Raw genomic sequence first — 18,995 nt, forward strand, 5'->3', positions numbered from 1 at the left:
ATTTCAGCATAGAAGATCAGGCTTGACGACGCTCTTGTTTACGCGGAGCAGGGTGGCGCACCAGCGGAATAACCGGTGCAATCAGATCTCGATGCAAGCAACGTAAGGCCCGCTCGCTTGAACGGTCTTCCACAATCAAGGTAATACCTTGCTCGGATGCTCCCTGTGAGATAACAGGAATACGCTCACTGGCCAGGGCGGTGATCGCGCGCGCAGAGCTCATTGGATCACTGGTGAAACCTGAACCGATACAGGCACAGGCGGCCAGGCCACGACGCACCGAGACACGCCAGAGTGTGGCATCCATATCGTGGTGTAATAACTTTACCACTGAATCCACAGACTTCTCATCAACCAGAAACGATAAATGATGACCGGATGAAGAGCAGATAGCGACTGGCGCGGCACCTGCTCTGGCAGCCAGCACAAAAACCTGTCCGGCATTCTCCGGCGCGCCAAAGAGATCTGTACTTTCTACCGTAATTAATGCCAGTTTGCGGCGCGTCGAGATCGCTCCAGCCCCACTTGTTGTATGATCCACCGGACCTATCACAGTGCCGCGAATATGCGGGTGAAACGAGTTACGAACCCGGACAGGAATGTTGCGCCAGGCAATCGGAATCAGGGTACGCGGATGCAGAACTTTGGCACCAAACCAGGAGAGCCGAGCCGCTTCAGCATAGGATAAATGTGGTAATAATCTGGTATTGGCAACCAACCGGGGATCAGCCGTCAGGACACCATCGACGTCGGTATAAATAGAGATATCAACACAATCCAGGGCTGCACCAATCGTGGTTGCTGAATAATCTGAGCCATTACGTCCCAGGGTGGTCACAAAACCAGTAACGGTCCGTCCAATAAAACCTGCTGCGATCGGGACAATGCCAGCCTGCACCAGAGGATAAATCAACGCCTGAGCATTGGCACGCGTCTCTTCATTTAATGGGTCCGCACCCTCAACCACACCAAAAGGCTGGGAAGGATCATGAGGTGGATGGCTGGTAATGATTACCTCTTTGCTTACTGGTTCAGCCTGTATACCATGCATTCTACTGGCTGCCGAAACCAACAGGATCGAGAGTCGCTCACCCCATGATGCCACGGCTGCGGTACGCAGATGTACCATATCACCAGTTGTAGCAACCCTCCGTAAAGTATGTACATCCTCGATCAGATGGGAGAAAGCATCCTCAAGGAAATGGAGCAAACGGGTCCGCTCATCGCCCGCTGGTGTGACCTGAGCAGCCGCCTCAATATGCTTCTGCCGTAGCGCGAGCAATTCTTTATCGCAAGCGACATCCTCACCGGAACATGCGTGACCTGCAATGCGCAATAACTGGTCAGTAACACCGGACATAGCCGAGACAACAACTACCGGGAACGGAACAGCGGAATCATGCAGCGTATCAGCTATAATTGATGCAACACGACGAATACGTTCTCCATTACCAACCGAGGTACCACCAAATTTTAAGACACAGACAGATTGTTCCATAGCACACCACCAGCCTTTATCAAACGACATTGGGATCTGCAGTCCTTTTTCAGTGCAGAAAACGCACTACAGATCCCAAAGAGGACTTAGCTACGCATCCAGAGCAACACCAACATCAGCGACTGCCGCTTTCAAAGCCTGATCCAGATCCTCAATCAGGTCTTCCACGGTCTCCAGACCAACTGAAAGGCGAATAAAGTCTGGCGTGACACCTGTCTCCACCTGTTCCTCAGGCGTCAACTGGGCGTGGGTTGTGCTGGCAGGATGGATAATCAATGACTTGGCATCACCAATATTAGCCAGGTGTGAGAACAACTCAATATGACGAATCAATTGTTTACCTGCTTCAAGGCCGCCCTTAATGCCAAAACCAAGGATGGCACCATAGCCGCCATGGGTAAAGTATTTCTGTGCCAGGTCATGCTGCGGATGATTTTTCAGACCAGGATAGGTCACCCAGCTCACAGCCGGATGCTGCTCAAGGAATTCCGCGATGCGCAGGGCATTCTGACTATGGCGCTCCAGGCGCAACGGCAGGGTCTCAAGTCCCTGGAGGAAGAGCCAGGAATTGAAAGGAGTCGTAGCAGGACCCAGGTCACGCAGCAACTGGACACGAGCTTTGATGATATACGCCAGCGGACCCACGGCTTCGACATAGCGCACACCATGATACGAAGGATCGGGCTCGGTCAGGCTGGGGAACCGACCGCTGGCCGCCCAGTCAAATGTTCCACCATCCACAATCACACCACCAATTGAGGTGCCATGCCCACCAATAAACTTGGTCGCCGAGTGCACCACGATATCCGCACCATGCTTCAAGGGTTGGATCAGATATGGTGTGGGAATGGTATTATCGACAATCAATGGCAAGCCATGCTCATGCGCAATATCGGCGACCGCGCGGATATCCAGTGTGTCCAACCGAGGATTGCCAACCGTCTCGGCGTAGATCGCTTTGGTGCGCTCATTGATTAAAGGCCGGAAATTTTCGGGATCGCGGCTATCGACAAAATGTACTTTGATGCCCAGTTTCTCAAATGTGTAGTGGAAGAGATTATATGTGCCACCATACAGGCTGGCCGATGAAATGATCTCGTCTCCAGCTCCGGCGATATTGAACAGAGCCAGTGTTTCCGCGGCCTGGCCTGAAGCCACTGCCAGCGCACCAACACCACCCTCAAGCGCGGCCACACGCCGCTCAAACGCATCCTGGGTAGGATTCATAATACGTGTATAGATATTGCCAAACTGTTTGAGCGCAAACAGATTCGCCGCATGTTCCGGACTATCAAAAACATACGAAGAGGTTTGATAAATAGGCACAGCACGAGCCCCGGTCGCACTATCAGCGGTCTCTTGTCCAGCGTGTAAAGATAATGTTTCAAAACCATAACTGCGATTATTGTTCAATGCCATGAGAATCATTCTCCTTTTACAATTAGAACTGACGAAGAGCGGCGGTCAATTGATTCCATTCTTTCAGAAATGCATCATGACCATGTGGAGAATTCAACTCCACATAACGCGCATCGCCTCCCACCATTTGCACTTTATCAGCTAGCCTGCGCACATGCGACGCGGGAAAGAGAAAGTCGGAACTGATGCCGACGAATAATATCTGGCTACGAATACGGCCTAACGCCTCTTCCAGGGATGCATAGCCTTCACTTACATCATAGAGATCCATGGCCCGACTGATGTAAAGATAGCTATTGGCATCAAAGCGCTGAGCTAATTTGTCACCCTGATAATAAAGGTAATTTTCCACATCGAAGCGACCGCCCAGCTCGGGCGCAAAGGTTGGAGCCGTCACTGGCTCACGCTGAACCTGATTACGCGAGAAACGCATCTCCATCGACTCTTCGCTCTGATAGGTGATCATGGCCAACATGCGTGCAATCGAGAGACCACTGGCAGGTCCCTGTCCGGGCAAGTAATCGCCACAGAGCCAGGCAGGATCGGCCATAATCGACTGGCGCGCCACCTCGTTGAAGGCGATGGCCTGTGCCGACACGGCGGCCGAAGCTGCGATAACCGCTACCTTCTCAATCAAATGAGGATAGGTTACCGCCCATTCGAGTGCCTGCTGACCACCAATCGAGCCGCCTGCCACCATAGCCAGACGCCGCACACCCAGATGCTTGATCAACTTATGCTGGGCCCGCACCATATCTCGAATAGTAATCACCGGAAAACGCATGCCGTATGGTCGATCAGTCAAAGGATTTTTTGAAGAAGGTCCGGTACTACCAGCACAGCTACCAATAACATTGGCGCAAATAACAAAGTAACGGGATGTATCAAAGTACTTGCCAGGGCCAATCAAAGGATTCCACCAGGCCGCCCGGGGATTCTCCGGATCGGCGGCATCGTGGGCATGTGAGGTACCGGTTAAAGCATGGGTAATTAAGATCGCATTATCACCAGTTGTATTCAACTCACCCCATGTCTCATAAGCCACGGTCACCGGACCCAGGCGCCCACCACGCTGCAACAAAAGCTGATCAAAAGTAAAAGTCAACACGTCATTCTCTGTCTGAACCTGTGACTGTGTTCGTTGAATATATTCTAATTGCGCTACCACGTTACACTCCTTCCTGGAAAAAGGAACAAAAAAAACCCTCACCCTACAGGGGCGAGGGGTAAACGTCTTCGCGGTACCACCCTGGTTTGCTGACACCTCACGATATCAGCCTTTACGAGTGTTATCCAGGCACCCACCTCTTGTCCACTCATTCATCCACCCCACAAGATAACACTACGGCTATAACGTAGCCCACGGCTCAGTCTACTACCTCCAGCGGAGGGTTCAACCTGCAACTCAGAGGCCATCTTCAATGCCGGTACGGCGCTGACATCTCATCTGCATCAACTCTCTGTAGCCGCCCTTAACATTTACTCTTCCTCTTCAACGTATTTCTTTTTTTAGCTTGTAAAGTACACGAGATTCCAGGAAACAGGTAACAAAAAAGCCCCTCTCTCAGGGGGGCCGCTACATTGCTGTTCCCCTCATCTTGCAAAACATGAAAACATGTTTCACCGGAATTGGCACCCTGCTTGCTACATTGCAAAGCGGGTTGCCGGGCTTCACAGGGCCGTATCCCTCCACCTCTCTTGATGAGAGCAGTTACTACTGCAAATATTCAGTTATGGTATGTTCTTTTTAAAGTTATGCTTTAACTTTTGTAGCATTAACGTTAATGAGTAGTATACCCAAGTTGATTCGCGACTGTCAAGGGCACAACCGTTACATCGATGTGTACAAATTACACATAGCGCTAGATTTAAATCTGCAAGGAATGATTAAGAGTCAGCTTCTAACTCCAAATAAACCTTGGCATAAATTTCGCGTAAAGAGAAACGAGTCTCAATGCTGGCAAGCTCGACAACGTCATTTCTATCTCTATAAAGTGAAACGGCCCATTGAGAAACACTCACACGATGATGATGTTCAACATAACATTTACGCGAATCCACAAATAAGATTTCTTGAATGGTTGGGTAATATTGATATACCTGAAGCTTTTCTATTTTATCAATCCGCTCAGTAGTCGGCGACAAAACCTCAACAACAACTGATGGAGCTTCTAAGGCTTTCTTCCGCGTCCAATCGAAGGGATCGCAGGACACAGAAATGTCAGGATAATAACATTTATCGTCTGTTAACTGCACAGCTACATCAGAACTATACACATTGCAATCACTGGAACGTAAAGCAGAAACGAATAAATATGAAAGGTTAGCCGCAATCTGGCCATGCGCAGGAGAACCACCAGTCATCATGCGAATATAGCCATCTACATATTCATATTTTCGCTCAGGAAAAGTTTCTACCAGCTTCCAATACTCATCTAGCGTATATTTGTCCTGCGGATTTAACATGTGAGACGCCCCTCCTGCTCCACTATAACACACTTTTGCTAGCAGTCTGTCAGACATCATGTGATGGGGAGGCGGGGATGCAAGGGGCGGCGAGCCCCTTGACTGGGGGATCGGGGGCTGTGCCCCCGACATCACCCCCATCCCGCCCGCGTAGCGGGCGCACAACCCATCAAACGAAGTTTGAAAATGTACTAGCAAGAATTACTATACACCAAAAGCAATAGCTTTAACAACAAACAAGCACAACTGCGTTCAGGTGACTCAGCAGTATTGATACATCTACTCTTTGCAACCATTACGCGTCCTGCCGTGTTATGTCCTATAAGATCATCAGCCATGTAGCAATGGATGTTGAACATATCAAAAATGGGGACTGCTAATTATCGTTTCTGGGGAAATTAGCAGGCATATAAAGGAAAGTTATGGAAGATCATGACGAAGAACTTATCCGTTTATTAGCAAATGATATCACTATGCACTTTGAACAACTCGTACTGGCCTATCAAGATCGTCTCTATGCATTTGCCTTGAGCCATGTACGCAATCCCCATGCGGCAGAAGAGGTGGTCCTATCAGCATTGGAACGCGCTTATTATGCGCTCAAAGGCTATCCGCCTCAACGCATCGCCTTGCTCAAACTCGGTGCCTGGCTCTTTGAAATCACACGTAATCTTGCGCATAACTATCTGCGTGATCTACGGACACGCGAGAAAAGATTACCATCCGTCTCACTGGATACTGCTGAGAGCAGTTTTGGCGAATATATCGAAGATCCAGATATCACACCTGAGGAAATAGCTTGCCACAATGAAGATCGCCAGGAACTGGAACAAGGCATTGCCAGTTTGCCCGCCAGTTATCAAATGGCGATACAACTCTATTATTTTGAGCATTTCAGTGCCCGCGAAATTGCTGAACGTGTTGGCCAACCAATTGGCACGGTCAAGTCAAATATCCATCGCGGCACAAAGCTCTTACACCAGTTATTACATACACACGCAGAGGAGGCCCGCTGATGGAGGAGAATAGTAAGGCTCCAGCAACACTCTTACCGGCGCTTTTACAGCGGCTCCAGTTGGCCGAGCCAACAACTACCACCAGAGAAACATCCAAACAGGGAAGCGAAGCTGGTTGGCAGGAACGTGTTCAGGCGATCCATGAGTTGCGTGGACAACACGATATACACACACTCATGCCAGCTTTCACTGATCCAGACGAATCAGTACGGCTAGCCGCTGTCCAGGTTTGTGCGCATTGGGGTGAGCAGGCGCCAATGCAACAGTTGCTAAGCAGTTTGCATGATCCATCCTCATTAGTACGCCAGGCCGCCATCTTTACTTTAGGCTCACTGGATAATGACGTGGCCAAGCAACATATCAAGGATGCGCAATTTGATCCCAGCCCGATTGTTCAAGAGGCCGTACTCCAAATGTTAGCGCAGCACACGGAGTCAGGAGCAACCTCAATATATAACGATACAACACCAGTCACAACACCAAGACTCGTAGCGGATGGGCAAACAGCGTATATATCCACTTCATCAGTAAGCGATGACCATGATGCTACGAAAAATAGTATCGAAATGGACAGGACAAATGCGACTGATCAGAGTGTTGAGATTATGCCGCTGGCAGGCAAGACACCACATAAAACTAATACCAGCATGAAAAAGAAGCGAAATTGGTTGGGCGGACTGATGGCTGCGATCCTGCTCTTTGGCCTGCTCGGTTCCTGGCTTGTCGTCAGTTATCTGCCCAACTTGCAAACAGCTAAAGATAGCGAAATACCACTCTGGACGTATTCCGTCCCAGTGGGAAGCAATAGCATCTCGTGGAACTCGGACAGTTCGCAACTCTCCTTTGGAACCCAACCATATGCACTGAATATCTATACTTTGGCTAACAAGAAGCTGCGTACCTATCCTGCTGTTGATACAGCAAAGCAAATGCAGGCAGACAAGAGCGGCGCAATGACGGATAATACATCACCTGATACAAAATACCTGATTGGTACAAGCATTGATAAAACAAAAATTACTGGCCAATTGCATATCTGGGACAATAAAACCGGCCAAATTTTGGCAAGTTATCCATACTACCAGCCAGCAGGCTATCAACCAGCAAATGGCTTATACGCAGTGGCAACACCTCAGCTTTCCTGGTCACAAGATAATGCAAATCTGGCGACGGTAGATGGCAAAGGGAATTTGATTGTCTGGCACGCACCAGATGGTCAGCACCCCGCGTTAATCTTCTCGTTGAAAAGTAGCCATGGTACGTTTGAGAAAGTCGCCTGGTCAGCAGATAACAAGACCCTGGCAGTAACCACCACAAGTGGCTATCTGGAAATCTGGAATACGTTCACACAAAAAATGATTGCGGCAGCCCTGATTGGTGATGTACAAACAGTAACAGTATCTCCAGACGCTCGCTATGCGGCAACAGGAAATTTATCCAATACCATGTCGATCTTAGATACCCAATCAGGCAAAGTTATCGACCATCCACTCACAATTCCCTACACCAAAGCAGACAATCTGGTCTGGTCAAGGGATAGCCGCTACATGATCCTGTATAAAGATGGAGATGGTGATAATAAGGTCAGCACGCTTGTCTGGGATATTGCACATGACAAAAAAGTTTTTGAAACTCAGTCATCAGTCCAGGCTTCAAGTGTATTATCACCCGATGGACATGATGTGGCCATCGTAAGTCCTGATGATCAGCAGATCAACATCTGGGAGGTCAGTACTGGTCGCAAGCTAGCTACCCACATAGGAAAGCTGGGTCCCGATAGCTTTTCGCTACTCTGGTCACCCAATAGTAAATATATTGCCAGCACCTATCAGGATCAGCAGGTACAGTTGTGGGACGCTCAGAGCGGTCAAAATATCACCACGTATGCTAAGTTAAAGGGAGAAGTACAAACCCTCATCTGGTCTCCCAATGGAGCTTATATGGCGATTTTAACCGCCAAACGCACTCAAGTAGATGCTAATAGTTATAGAATTTCAGATTATAATCTCTCTATCTGGTCAGTACCAACCCATTAAACAAAAAAGCCACAAAGCGGCATGGTCTGAATAGAGATTGCTTTGTGGCTTTTTACTTATCCGCTGGCTTATTCCCAGCTAGAAACTTGATTGAGGGCTTCGATCTGGGCGGGCGTAAGTGTGAGATCGATGGCGGCAAAGTTGGGCTCTAGTTGTTCAGCAGTATTAGCACCAATAATGGGGGCAGTGATAACCGGCTGTGAGAGCAACCAGGCCAGCGATACAACCGCCGGCGTTGTATCACACTCTTGCGCGATACGCTGTACGGTATCAACGGTTCGCCAGGCGGCATCAAAATTGTATTTTTGAGAGATTGAGGCAGCCCGCGCCCCCTTGCCTTCCGTACCACGTTTGTATTTTCCGGTCAGGAAGCCACCGGCCAGCGAACTATAGGGAATGACTCCGATCTGATATTGCTCGCAGATGGTCTTGAGATCCCGCTCAAACTCAGCCCGGTGGACAAGATTATAATGGGGTTCCAGCACATCATAGCGGGCGGTATGATGTGCATCCGCACTCCACAGGCTTTCCATCAGGCGCCAGGCAGGATAATTGGAGGCTCCGACATAGCGAACCTTGCCCATACGCACCAGATCGTTGAATGCCGTCAGAGTCTCATCAATAGGGGTATCAGCATCAAACGCATGGGCCAGGTAGAGATCAATATAATCTGTTTGCAGACGGCGCAGAGAGGCGTCAACTGCATCTAAAATATGTTTACGTGACAGGCCACGATTGTTGGGCTCATCGCCCATCGGCTGATAGACTTTGGTCGCAAGTACAATGTCGCTGCGCTTACGACGAGCATGCAGCCAGTGGCCGATCATGCTTTCGGATTCACCACCCTTATTGCCTGGCAACCAGCGAGAATAGAAGTTGGCCGTATCAAAAAAATTTCCACCCCGCTCCGTAAACGCATCCATGACCGCAAAGGCGGCCGTCTCATCCACGGTCCAGCCCCACTGCATGGTTCCCAGACCCAGAGCTGAAATCTTCAAACCCGTACGGCCTAATCTTCGGTACTGCATTGTGATCCGCTTCCTTTCATGTGCATCAGCAAGGAAACATACAATCTATATTTCCAGGTTTGCTGTAGCGCGAAATTTACACGATACAATCTCTATGCAAGCACGAACAAAAAGCCTGCTGCGCTTCATAGTAGTCCCAAAGATTAGTCCGCTTGTCTCCTTCAGCTCTCAGGTGATATGAAATTCAACCTTCACGCTTATTTTTCAAGATCCAGCCGTTCAATAATCAAGGCATTAGAGAGACCGCCGCCTTCACACATCGTCTGGAGTCCATAACGTCCCCCCTGGCGCTCAAGCTCATGAAGCAGGACAGCCATCAGGCGCGCCCCGGATGCTCCGAGTGGATGTCCAAGGGCAATAGCGCCCCCATTAACGTTAACCCGACTCATATCAGCCTGGAGCTCATGCTGCCAGGCTAAAACCACACTGGCGAAGGCTTCATTGATTTCGACAAGGTCAATCTGGTCCAGCGTCAAACCAGCTTTAGTCAGGGCTTTCTGGGTAGCTGGAATTGGAGCAGTCAACATGAGAATGGGATCATCGCCAGCCAGGGCAAATGAGATAAAACGTGCTCGTGGTCGCAAACCCAGCCGCTCAGCGGTGCCACGTTCCATAATCAAGGTAGCGGCCGCACCATCGCTGATCTGTGAGGAATTACCCGCTGTAATCACGCCATCCGCCTGAAAGGCCGACTTTAAGCCACCTAATTTCTAGGCTACTATCCACCCGAATACCCTCGTCACGCTCAAAGAATACAGTACTCCCATCAGCGGCTGTCACTGGAACCGGTACAATCTGGGAGGCAAAACGACCCTCGACCGTGGCCTGATCCGCCCGACGATGGCTCTCCAGACTAAAGGCATCCAGCGTGGCGCGGTCCAGTTCCCATTTTCTGGCGATCAACTCGGCACTGATACCCTGAGGGATCAGGTGACCGGCATAGCGCTGCTCCATACGAGTGCCAAAAGGCGATGCTACCCCCTGAGAATTTGATCCCATCGGTACACGCGTCATTGATTCCACGCCAGCCGCAATCGCAATATCATAGGCACCACTGAGTACTCCCTGAGCAGCAAAATGGATCGCTTGCTGGCTGGATCCGCATTGCCGATCCACCGTTGTCCCTGGAACAGATTCAGGGAAGCCAGCAGCCAGGACCGCGTTACGTGCGATATTCAAGCTCTGCTCACCGACCTGGCTGACACAACCAACAATTACATCATCAATTAATGCAGGATCTACCTGCGTGCGCTCAATCAGGCTAGAAAGTACATGGGCCAACAAATCAACTGGATGCCAATCCTTTAGTTGCCCACCACGCCGACCAACTGGTGTACGTAAAGCCTCGACGATGACAGCTTCTCGCTGTGTAAAACCAGATGCCATTGCTATTTCTCCTTATTTCCAACCAGTAAACAACAGTGCAATCTCATTCATGAAATACCCGCCAACTATAAGTAAGCCACAAAGAGCGTGTGGGAACAAGGCATTCCCACGCGCTCTTTGTGGCTTAAACAGAGAATATAAATATGGTGATTTATCCTCGCAATGAACGCTCTTCCGCCAGAGCGATGCGCCGCGCCTGCATTTGCTTCGTCAGATATGCCCCCAGTCGGGTACAGGGTTTCTCGATGAGGTGATACGAAAGCAAGGCAACCGGAATAACGATCACCAGCACACTGAGCCAGTACAGCAAATAGCTTGCCTGACCAGTAATGGGAATATGTGGCAAGAGCTGGACATGAAAGAAAGAGATGAGTGGTAGGTGCCACATATACAGGCCATAAGAGATCAGCCCGATCCATACTAACGGCTTCCAGCTAAAAATCCCTTGTAACCACTCAGGGCCAAACAGAATACCGAGCACACAGGAACCATAACCCAGCGCGATAATCATTTCATTAAGCCACTCAAATTGGGGAGCCAGCACATTCAAAAACGCGAATGCAGGCACTTGCATATGACCCACATTGTAATGCCAGATAGACATACAAAACAGGAGCAACAACCCTAAAGGCACAAAAAACAGACTCGTGTTTTTGAGGCGTTGGCGCAGGGCGCTTCCATGTACGGGATGCCAGGCGTACGTGTAGCAGAGGCAGATAATCATACCAACCGCAAAATTCTCAATGTATTTTCCCGTCATACCATACAGAAAAAAGAAGATAACGCTAACTACTATATTAGCAGGATGTTTGACAATCGGCGTGTTATTAGCCAATATGCGCAAAAACAATCCCCACACGATCAACAGGATACAGCAACCAATCATCACCAGTAAACGTTGCCGTGGCAACGCTGGCAGCCGTTTCGCCACCAGCAAAAAGCCCAGGGCAAGTAATGGCAAGATCATATAAAACTGCCACTCGATGGCCAGCGTCCAAAATGGACCGTTCAGTTGGCGAAACGTAGAACTGGAGGAATCCATGAAGAAAGTGAGAAAAAGCGCTAACTTTTGCCAGTGGTCTGGCTGCAAATATTCTTGCTGAAAAAGCAAAATAATCGCAAACAAAGCCACATAATAGGCAGGAATAATACGTAACATGCGCTTCACATAAAATTGACGTGCACTGGGCCAATTTGATTGAAACAGGAGGGATTTGGCATAAGGCAAAAAAAGCAAAAAACCAGAGAGAATAAAAAAGAGAGTCACGCCAGACCCACCAAAAGTCGCTAATGCACTGGCAATAGGATACTGCTCCGGATTCCATAAAAGACCGAGAGACATCTGATTAATATGAAAGGTCATTACCAGAATAATCGCACATGCCCGTATTCCATCCAGGGCGGTAATATTATTTTTTTTGGACGCAGCAGGTAGCGCCACATGTTCAACTGACAACGTAACAGGCTCGGAATCTTTGTGCTTGTGCTCAAGGGGATGATCCACACCTACCTTACCATCAACTCCATCAAATCGCATTGCTATTTTTATGCCTTTCCTTTACATGCATACTATCCTGGAAAACCAAAACATTTCTTATTTGCTATAAGTGCATATATCAATAAAAAAACGCGTTTATAACGTTCCTCTTTGCAATTTATAAGCAAATTCAATGTCCATGTTCACACTATGCTGCCTTGCAGATGCGAGGTTAGTTAGCCATGAGTTTTTCTTTATAGCATGTTTTCATATCAGAAAGAGATCTGGCATAGAAAAATAGCCATATGGGTTAGCTAGAAAGTAATATGGAACGCAAAAAAAAAGGATACTATCCCTGAACAGGGACAATATCCTATGACAGGTATCTTATATTTGCTGTTACTAACGCTGGTAAGGATCAGTATTGTAGCTCGCCTGCCCAAACATCACCCGGCCACGGTTGACTGGACGCTGACCAAACACCAGGTAGAGGAATGGTCCAATAAATGGCAGACACCAGATGATCAAGAGCCAGATCACTTTTCCCATGGAAGAGTGATCATCTTCCAGGATAAAAACTGTTTCAATGATGTGACCAATCACTGGTAAGAACACAATGATTAAAAACAAGAGTGAATTGGTGGCACAGCCTCTACTACCAGACATAATTTTTATTCTCCTTATTTACAGACATAGTGTGTGCTACTATGCCAGCAGATTTTAACATTCATATCAGAATTCTTGTGCTTGATTGTACAGGCAATATCTTAAGCTACTGCTAGTTATAGTACGGTCAATGAGGGCAATTTGTTGCACATGAGCTGATTGAGCATGAAGCAGGCTCAAGCAAAACAGACGGAAAAGTGTAAAGTTGAGCCGTTGCGGATACCACTGTCTGCCCAGATCTGGCCGCCATGCATCTGCACAATTTTTTGCGCAATTGAGAGATCCAGGTTTCGCTCCTGGCTGGAGGAGATGGGGCGATCCAACGGGTAGCAATAGCTCTCTAAGATGCGTTTTAAGCCACCAGCCGAAATTCCCGGTCCTGGATTATGCATACTCACATGTACAGTATTCTCATGAACCTGGCTGGTTATGGTAATTGTGCTGCCCTCAGACGCGAATTCAAGCATATTGCAGAGTAAATTGGAGATAACGATGGTCAGTTTCTCGCGATCACCTAGCAGAATGGGGAGGGCAATAGCCAGGCGGAGCGCAATCTGATGATGAGGATGCATCACCCGTAGTCGTTTGACCACAGCGGTAATTAAGACGTTTATGTTTAACCATTCCAGACAAATATCCATTTGATCTGACTCGATCCGCTCTAAATTAGCCAGATCATTGATCATATGTACGAGCCGTCTGGTGTCAGCATGAATATCAACGGCAAATTCTTTTAACGTATCCAGGCTCAAAGTCTCATCGCACATCAGTTCACTACACTTCTGCATCTCCAACAGGATAGTGCGAAACTCATGATTGATGGTGGTAATAAAATTATTTTTTAAGGCATTAATGCGCATCAGTTCAGCATTTGTCGATTGCAAAGTACTCAGTATCCGCATCTGTTCACGCTGTTCTCGGTCGCGCTGCATCGCCAGTGCCAGCATCCTGCTTAACGTCTTGATGACTACAATTTCAGGCAACTTCAAGGGAAGTTGTGTTCCCCCATAATCCAAAAACAAAAGACCAATCAAGGTGGACTGATGAAGAATCGGTATAATCATTCTATGCATAGGATGGTCGCCTGATCCAGAGTCCGCAAGCGTTACTGTAAGAATCTCACCGGCACACAAACACTGAAACTGATCAGGATTTTGTAGGATTGCGTTGAGTCGCATGCTGCCAGCCCAATATTGCACATAGGCGGATGCAGTACCAGCACAGGCCAATGGCGAAACCATCTCCGCCTCCTGGGAAAATTCAGCCAGCATGGCAGCATGACAGATAAGATGCTGTCGAATACATTCAAGGCAACGCACCATGACTGATGACATCATCCCTTCCGATCCAACTGCCTGCGGTACAGCCAATATAGGATCAGGTGCAGACGGATATTGCTGTAAAAGGATTGTAATCAGCGCGCTTAAAGATTCTAGCGCACTCTGCATACGTTTGGCTTCCTGCTCGACTGCCAGCATTGCTTCATTGGATAGTAGTTGCTCCGCTTCCTGACTACCAATCGAGAGAAGAAGACCATTCAATGATGCTGCATGATGGAGTTCTTTACCGTCTCTGCCCATACTTTTACTCCTTATTTTTACCTATTTATAGTCTACAGAACGCGCATAATAGGGGTAGATAGCTATAGTATTTGCGTATTTTGCCAGATACATATTCATTGGAATGTTCAATTTCACAACAAAGATAAGCAGCCTCTCATAGCCAGAGGCCGCTTACCAGTTAACTTCTGTACATTAGGGAAAGCTACACCAGGAATATACATTGAAGGCCTGGCACATCTGCTATATTTATGGCTGGACATTGATATTGCCACCCAGATAAGCACCACCACTGGGAGCATTAGAGCCACCAGCAGCTGGTACAAATTCCATACCATCGGCCGCTATCTGTGTACCAGATTCTCCAGTCATGTTACTCAAAACTACACTGCCAGTCGTACCACGGCGAAAGTAATATGTTCCCAGGCTCACCCAGCGTGTCCCGGTGTTAACGGTGCCAAAGGGTCCGCCAAAGATACCGATATGCGATTCATCAAGACGAACGGTATGGGCAATCGTCAACCCTGGATTGGCCGGATTGATGCTATAAATGGTATAAGGAACCCAGCTACTGGTAGCATGGGTGTCGTTGACATAGACCCCTACCTCGTAGTAACCGTCAGCCGGGATTGTGGGCCGCCAGGTTGCTGTAGCGCGTGCGCCCCCCGTATTGGTCCAATGCACATCACCGCGAATATTGGTACGGAAGAAATCAGACCGCCAGGCACCGGTCGAACTCCACCCACGAGCGCCATCATCCACCAGGATCGCGCCAGGATACACACGACTTCCGCCTAGATAGGGTACAACCAGACGAGTCGCTGGAGTATCAACCCACAGATAGCGATCCCTGACAATATTTGGGTCCCTGCCACGTCCACTCCAACCAAATGGATCGGTCACGTTCCAGCTCGGCTGGTAATAAATCGACATATGCAGGTGCGGGCCGGTAGAGGCGCCTGTCGTACCACTGGTCCCAATCTGCCATTGAGTACCAACCCGATCACCATCCGCGACTAGGATGGCGCTAAGATGACCATAGGCACTGATCAAACCATTGCCATGATCAATCGCCACCCACAAACCCAGCGATGAATTGTGATTGACCGCATTAAACCAGCCAGCACGGATAACCTGTCCGGACGCTGTGCTGAGCACTGGCTCAAAAGCCATATCCAGATCGTAACCATTGTGCCCATCATAGCAACTCAAACGGGCCACACAATCATAGACAGAAGCCCCCAGTTCACACCGTCAAAACGCACAAACCAGCCATCATCGGCGTACCAGGGTTTATCATGATCCATAAATGAAATGGTACGCTGCATAATAGTGCGGCTACCATAGTAAGGCCGATGCATAAACTGGAAGCCGCCTCGTAGTTGCTGCTGTGACTGCAGAGGCTCAGCCGAAGCCTGGTCAACCTGCGCCAGCCAATGCTCATTTCTCCCCCTGCCAGCAGAACAGACCAGCCCACCAGTAGCAGCAACAAAAACCAGAGTCGGAAATGTCGTCGAAACCATACAAACTTCATAGCCATCTATCCTCTTTTACACCAGGGAAGCACATCTGAACATATTTCCCATAACACTACAAGATGGGAAGCAAGGGGCGTGCGCAATACTCAAATTCGGTCTTGTGCTATCCCCAGGCAACTATATGTGAAAGGACGGGCGAGATCGGGACCACTTGTGTCTCACCAGATGATCCCACATTGAGTTGGGCAGACCAGTAGCGAGGCATGCCTCCTAAAACGGTATTCACCGGATTGAGTGCGGCAAAGATGACGCGATCACTTTGAGCGGCCCAGGTAGGATTGATATTCCACTGTTGCCCCGTCTGAGCTGAGGTTGCAACCAGACGCGTGCGATGGGTACGCAGATTAACCACGCCAATCGCGCTTTGCAAAGCCTGATAGGAGGTATCGGCCCGCCGATCACGGATATTTGTACGCACCACGTAAGCTAACTTCTGTCCATCTGGCGACCAAGACGGCATGTAGCCATGACCACCATCCACCTCCGCCAATCGCTGCTGCCGCCGCCCCTGGCTATCCATGGTCCAGAGTCCTGCGGCAAGAAAAGGCGCGGGACTATCAGCCAGACGCTCATAGGCAATCTGTTTACCATCTGGCGACCAGGCAAACAACCCGACAACTGACTCCAGTCCAGTTGTTGCAAAGAGATGTGTTTGATGGCTGCCATCGCTCTGCATAACATAGGTATCGCTGCCCAGACCAAGGCCTTCTGTAGTTGAGTAGACGATGCGTGAGCCATCTGGCGATGGCACGGCATCAATCAATTTGGCGGACGACGTACCAATATTAATATTGACATGAGATCCTGTGGCCGCATCTACCGACCAGAGACCGGGATTCCAGCTATCCCCGTTATCCAGCGGAGCCAATGGACCCAGTGGAAACATCGGACGGTACAGGAAAGTATGGCCATTGCCATCAGGTTGCCAGCGCAAGAAGTTGCCCATCACGGCATCAGGTCTGAAGGATACCTGATTCTGCTGGACATCATACATCCACACCTGCTCACCATGATCCCGATTGCCATCAATCGCCAGATAATGGCCATCCGGCGATAACTGTAATGATAGGACCGAATCAGAATTGACTAACCCAAAACTATTTCCAAGTGTAATCAGCGGCTGAGGACTTTTCAGAGGCTGCCCATCTGCCCCTTTAGGTGAGCGAGCCAGTACGAAACCGCGCGCATCTTTGATAGTGTAGTAGATATAGGCATTTGAAGCCACCTCTGGAGAACCCAGAAATTGTGGATACAACTTCCATGCTGTAAAACCTCCAGCGATCACTGTCACAATACACAATATCAGAAGAGGTAATAAAATTCTTCTTTTCATGAGCATTCCTAGTTCTGCATACGTTCATGAGATAATGCGATCTATTAAGCAGGAGAATTGATAGATATCCCACAACTGGTGGAATAAGTCTGGTAATCCCAATCGACTGAACAATAAAGCAGAACAGGGCAAGTCCCACCAGCCCGACTGGATAGGACTTATGATAGGGTCACATGGATCAAAAAGAGTATGGGCGCTTTCTTTAGTGCCCCTGTGCGCCCAGGAGAAACGACCACAATAAAAGTGAGAACCAAATACTCACTTAAAAGAAACGGCGCGCGACTTTCATTAAGAGGGGATGATAGACATGTTCATAGCCGCCAGCATAGTGCAATACACGGCCACCCCAGCCACGCTTGAAGCGGTAAACACCGGCCATAGCTTCATCTTCCGCATCGGTAGCGGGAATGCCCCAGAAATCATACTGCCGGGCCCCCTGCTGTTTGGCCCAGCGGATCGCTTCCCACTGCAAGACATAATTAGGCATCAATTGACGCTGCTGGTTACTGGATGCCCCATAGAGATAGATGGCCTGGCCAGCCAGCATCACAACCACAATACCTGCCAGCAATTGACCGTCATGCTCGGCCAGCAAAAGGCGCAACCGATCATCGGGCGCAAACACCTTCCAGGCCTGCTGATAATACGCCAGGCTATGAATACCAAACTGATCGCGCTCACCCGTGGTTTCCAGCAACGCATACCACGCATCCACATCTGCCAGCGAGTTTGCCACACGAATCTGGACCCCTTTACGGCCTCCGAGGCGGATATTATAGCGCCACTTCTCCTTCATCTGGGCCAGCAAACGCTCCTCATCAGGCTCCAAATCCAGCACAATCGTCCTCTGGGGCTGTACTGTTGGAAGAATACCAGCGCCACGTGATCGGGCAAAACGCGCCACCAGTTCACCCTCAGGCGTAGCCTGGTCGATGTCTGGCTCCCAACGCAAAGCGATTGCTCCCCTGCGGCGCAGATAGCGATCTAATTGTCTGAAAAATTCCTCACACAGTCCAGGTTGCAACCAATCTACGACCGGACCACGCGGGATATATGCCAGATGGCCTAATGCCAGCGGGACACGCGGCGCCGTTTTACGCAAAACTTGAGCAGCCGCCACTATCTCACCATCCACATATAAAGCCAATCTCAATGGAGACCAACCAGAAGTAGCCTTAAGCTCCCCCAGTCCCAACACTGCAAAAAATGGCCATACTTATGTCCCGCCACAAACGCATCCCATTGCTGACGCTGACTGGCAGGTACAATCCGTAGCACGGCTGGCAAAGTATTCGCTGTCGCCTGCGGCTTAACATCTGTTACCATAACATTAACTCGACTCTTTCCAGGTATCATTTCCTTGAATAAAAAATATATGGCTTTATTTTAATACGAACTCATAGCCAAAGCCCACACATTATCCATAATATAAGCAAATAGTAACTCATGGCTACAAATTAAGAGGATCGGAACTCCATACATACAAGTACATAGCTGCGCTCACTCGATTGAATTGCATGCTATAATATTTGAGTTACAACCTAACTATCCTAAGCACCGGTCCTTTGACCGA

Annotated in this window: 15 protein-coding genes, 1 pseudogene, 1 riboswitch and 1 other annotated feature; of the genes and pseudogenes, 2 read left to right on the plus strand and 14 right to left on the minus strand. The window is 49.0% G+C overall.

Annotated elements, in window-relative coordinates; genetic code table 11:
- Positions 1–16 precede the first annotated feature (16 nt).
- From KDW_RS05810 to KDW_RS05825, 4 genes are all read right to left on the minus strand, one after another.
- Positions 17–1,528 (minus strand): aspartate kinase, encoded by a 1,512-nt coding sequence (locus tag KDW_RS05810; RefSeq protein WP_233097637.1) that lies wholly within the window; start codon positions 1,526–1,528, stop codon positions 17–19.
- Positions 1,529–1,588: 60 nt separating this feature from the next.
- Complete coding sequence (locus tag KDW_RS05815; protein WP_151755082.1) at positions 1,589–2,917, minus strand: homocysteine synthase; 1,329 nt, start codon at positions 2,915–2,917, stop codon at positions 1,589–1,591.
- A 22-nt stretch (positions 2,918–2,939) separates the two neighbouring features.
- Positions 2,940–4,085 carry a homoserine O-acetyltransferase MetX gene (gene metX, locus KDW_RS05820; RefSeq protein WP_151755083.1) on the minus strand — a complete coding sequence of 382 codons (1,146 nt, stop codon included), beginning with the start codon at positions 4,083–4,085 and terminating at the stop codon, positions 2,940–2,942.
- A gap of 44 nt (positions 4,086–4,129) precedes the next feature.
- Positions 4,130–4,422: a binding site (T-box leader), on the minus strand.
- Positions 4,423–4,507: 85 nt separating this feature from the next.
- Positions 4,508–4,625: riboswitch (SAM riboswitch) on the minus strand.
- Positions 4,626–4,804: 179 nt separating this feature from the next.
- Positions 4,805–5,383, minus strand: a complete 579-nt coding sequence (locus KDW_RS05825) for a Uma2 family endonuclease (protein ID WP_162004988.1) — start codon at positions 5,381–5,383, stop codon at positions 4,805–4,807.
- A 422-nt stretch (positions 5,384–5,805) separates the two neighbouring features.
- Between KDW_RS05825 and KDW_RS05830 the strand changes: the two genes are divergently transcribed.
- Together KDW_RS05830 and KDW_RS05835 are read left to right on the plus strand one after the other, a co-directional pair.
- Positions 5,806–6,399 carry an RNA polymerase sigma factor gene (locus KDW_RS05830; RefSeq protein WP_151755085.1) on the plus strand — a complete coding sequence of 198 codons (594 nt, stop codon included), beginning with the start codon at positions 5,806–5,808 and terminating at the stop codon, positions 6,397–6,399.
- Positions 6,399–8,435: a HEAT repeat domain-containing protein gene (locus KDW_RS05835; protein WP_151755086.1), complete on the plus strand. Its 2,037-nt coding sequence runs from the start codon at positions 6,399–6,401 to the stop codon at positions 8,433–8,435. Before KDW_RS05830 ends, KDW_RS05835 begins: the two co-directional genes overlap by 1 nt.
- 68 nt (positions 8,436–8,503) lie before the next feature.
- Here the strand turns inward: KDW_RS05835 and KDW_RS05840 are convergent, their stop codons facing one another.
- The 10 genes and pseudogenes from KDW_RS05840 to KDW_RS31585 all read right to left on the minus strand — a co-directional run bounded on the left by KDW_RS05840 (position 8,504) and on the right by KDW_RS31585 (position 18,748).
- A complete protein-coding gene (locus KDW_RS05840; RefSeq protein ID WP_151755087.1) occupies positions 8,504–9,463 on the minus strand; it encodes an aldo/keto reductase in 960 nt (319 codons plus the stop codon).
- A gap of 197 nt (positions 9,464–9,660) precedes the next feature.
- A pseudogene (locus KDW_RS35790) lies at positions 9,661–10,849 on the minus strand (thiolase family protein).
- Positions 10,850–11,000: 151 nt separating this feature from the next.
- Positions 11,001–12,386, minus strand: a complete 1,386-nt coding sequence (locus KDW_RS05850) for an acyltransferase family protein (RefSeq protein ID WP_151755088.1) — start codon at positions 12,384–12,386, stop codon at positions 11,001–11,003.
- 342 nt (positions 12,387–12,728) lie between these two features.
- Positions 12,729–12,992, minus strand: coding sequence for a PLDc N-terminal domain-containing protein (locus KDW_RS05855; RefSeq protein ID WP_151755089.1), 264 nt, complete (start codon positions 12,990–12,992; stop codon positions 12,729–12,731).
- Between the two features lie 176 nt (positions 12,993–13,168).
- A complete protein-coding gene (locus KDW_RS05860) occupies positions 13,169–14,572 on the minus strand; it encodes a sensor histidine kinase (protein WP_151755090.1) in 1,404 nt (467 codons plus the stop codon).
- Positions 14,573–14,800: 228 nt separating this feature from the next.
- Positions 14,801–15,772 carry a peptidoglycan DD-metalloendopeptidase family protein gene (locus tag KDW_RS05865; protein ID WP_269822431.1) on the minus strand — a complete coding sequence of 324 codons (972 nt, stop codon included), beginning with the start codon at positions 15,770–15,772 and terminating at the stop codon, positions 14,801–14,803.
- The gene (locus tag KDW_RS05870) at positions 15,760–16,074 is read right to left on the minus strand and encodes a hypothetical protein (RefSeq protein WP_151755092.1); all 315 of its coding nucleotides are present in this window, start codon (positions 16,072–16,074) and stop codon (positions 15,760–15,762) included. Before KDW_RS05870 ends, KDW_RS05865 begins: the two co-directional genes overlap by 13 nt.
- A gap of 118 nt (positions 16,075–16,192) precedes the next feature.
- Complete coding sequence (locus KDW_RS05875; protein ID WP_162004989.1) at positions 16,193–17,422, minus strand: TolB family protein; 1,230 nt, start codon at positions 17,420–17,422, stop codon at positions 16,193–16,195.
- A 262-nt stretch (positions 17,423–17,684) separates the two neighbouring features.
- On the minus strand, positions 17,685–18,620 hold the full coding sequence (locus tag KDW_RS05880) for a lipid II:glycine glycyltransferase FemX (protein WP_151755094.1): 936 nt from the start codon (positions 18,618–18,620) through the stop codon (positions 17,685–17,687).
- Positions 18,572–18,748, minus strand: a complete 177-nt coding sequence (locus KDW_RS31585) for a hypothetical protein (protein ID WP_162004991.1) — start codon at positions 18,746–18,748, stop codon at positions 18,572–18,574. Before KDW_RS31585 ends, KDW_RS05880 begins: the two co-directional genes overlap by 49 nt.
- Positions 18,749–18,995 lie beyond the last annotated feature (247 nt).

The sequence above is a fragment of the Dictyobacter vulcani genome, from assembly GCF_008974265.1.
In the GTDB taxonomy this organism is placed as follows: Bacteria; Chloroflexota; Ktedonobacteria; order Ktedonobacterales; family Ktedonobacteraceae; genus Dictyobacter; species Dictyobacter vulcani.

What these genes read in the sequence shown, in the direction of transcription:
- KDW_RS05815 (WP_151755082.1), bottom strand. Translation starts at nt 2,917, where the DNA reads ATGGCATTGAACAATAATCGCAGTTATGGTTTTGAAACATTATCTTTA.
- KDW_RS05850 (WP_151755088.1), bottom strand. Translation starts at nt 12,386, where the DNA reads ATGCGATTTGATGGAGTTGATGGTAAGGTAGGTGTGGATCATCCCCTT.
- KDW_RS05825 (WP_162004988.1), bottom strand. Translation starts at nt 5,383, where the DNA reads ATGTTAAATCCGCAGGACAAATATACGCTAGATGAGTATTGGAAGCTG.
- KDW_RS31585 (WP_162004991.1), bottom strand. Translation starts at nt 18,748, where the DNA reads ATGGTAACAGATGTTAAGCCGCAGGCGACAGCGAATACTTTGCCAGCC.
- KDW_RS05810 (WP_233097637.1), bottom strand. Translation starts at nt 1,528, where the DNA reads ATGTCGTTTGATAAAGGCTGGTGGTGTGCTATGGAACAATCTGTCTGT.
- KDW_RS05870 (WP_151755092.1), bottom strand. Translation starts at nt 16,074, where the DNA reads ATGGTTTCGACGACATTTCCGACTCTGGTTTTTGTTGCTGCTACTGGT.
- KDW_RS05840 (WP_151755087.1), bottom strand. Translation starts at nt 9,463, where the DNA reads ATGCAGTACCGAAGATTAGGCCGTACGGGTTTGAAGATTTCAGCTCTG.
- KDW_RS05855 (WP_151755089.1), bottom strand. Translation starts at nt 12,992, where the DNA reads ATGTCTGGTAGTAGAGGCTGTGCCACCAATTCACTCTTGTTTTTAATC.
- KDW_RS05875 (WP_162004989.1), bottom strand. Translation starts at nt 17,422, where the DNA reads ATGAAAAGAAGAATTTTATTACCTCTTCTGATATTGTGTATTGTGACA.
- KDW_RS05835 (WP_151755086.1), top strand. Translation starts at nt 6,399, where the DNA reads ATGGAGGAGAATAGTAAGGCTCCAGCAACACTCTTACCGGCGCTTTTA.
- KDW_RS05830 (WP_151755085.1), top strand. Translation starts at nt 5,806, where the DNA reads ATGGAAGATCATGACGAAGAACTTATCCGTTTATTAGCAAATGATATC.
- KDW_RS05860 (WP_151755090.1), bottom strand. Translation starts at nt 14,572, where the DNA reads ATGGGCAGAGACGGTAAAGAACTCCATCATGCAGCATCATTGAATGGT.